At 37.9% G+C, this 991-nt stretch carries 1 protein-coding gene and 1 pseudogene; both read right to left on the bottom strand.

The window, feature by feature from the left end; all coding sequences use genetic code 11:
- Positions 1 to 529, bottom strand: a 529-nt coding sequence (locus tag ACEWK1_RS27675) for a dihydroorotate dehydrogenase electron transfer subunit (protein ID WP_416636887.1), incomplete at its 3' end; no start/stop codon positions are given.
- A pseudogene (locus ACEWK1_RS27670) lies at positions 526 to 991 on the bottom strand (carbamoyl-phosphate synthase large subunit); the annotation flags it as partial. The gene ACEWK1_RS27675 and the pseudogene ACEWK1_RS27670, both read right to left, overlap by 4 nt.

Here is a 991-nt window from a genome sequence, read left to right as displayed (position 1 = left end):
TTACAAATCCCTTGTATCCGTAAGACCCATCGTCGGTTGTTATGATCGTTGTTCCTAGTTTAGAAAACTCTTCTTCTAAAAACACAGCATTTTTTGTTTGAAAACCTAATACATGCTGCACCTTTACACCCTTTGCGACTAGTTGTCTTGATAGTTCAAGCAAAGGAGGAACGCCTATTCCTCCGCCAACTAACAAAGCTTTCTGTCCACTTTCAACTGTATCAATTGGAAAGCCATTCCCTAATGGTCCTAAAACATCCACTACGTTTTCAACGACCTTTTTAGAAAGGAGCTGAGTACCAGCCCCTTCTGCTCTATATATCATTGTGAATTGCTTTTTATCTATATCAATTTCAGAAATGCTAATCGGTCTTCTTAATAGAGGTGTGCTACCCTCTGACACCTTTAAATGAACAAACTGACCTGGGTTACCCATCTCTGAAACAAGTTCACCATGTAGTGTTAGCTGAAAAATATGTTCTGCAATTTTTTCGTGTTTTGTCACGACCATTAGTTCTTTTTTTATCACGTTAAGCTCACCTCTAGCTGCTTGTTGATCTTTGGCATCGTATCTGTAGAGAATGTCATCGACTCTAGTACACGTAAAATGGCAACTGCTGTATCTAATGAAGTTAAACAAGGAATTCCATTTTCTACTGATTCACGGCGAATTTTAAATCCGTCTCTAGCTGGCTGTTTTCCTTTTGTTAAGGTATTGATTACAAATTGTGCCTCACCTTTACGAATAACATCTAATAGATTCGGTTCAGACGCACCAATTTTATTAACAACTTTTGCTGGAATATTGTAGGCTCTTAAATAATCTGCTGTTCCACTTGTCGCTAGAATTTGATACCCAATTTGGTGGAACCTTCTAGCAATCTCTAAACCTTCTTCTTTATCTTTGTCCGCTACTGTTAATAGGACAGAGCCATGGTTTTTAATCTGAATTCCAGAAGCAACAAGTGCTTTGTAAAGAGCTTTTTCTAGA

The organism is Metabacillus sp. YM-086 (genome assembly GCF_048059995.1).
Lineage (GTDB): Bacteria > Bacillota > Bacilli > Bacillales > Bacillaceae > Metabacillus > Metabacillus litoralis_B.
This window is presented reverse-complemented; position numbering and strand designations above follow the sequence as displayed.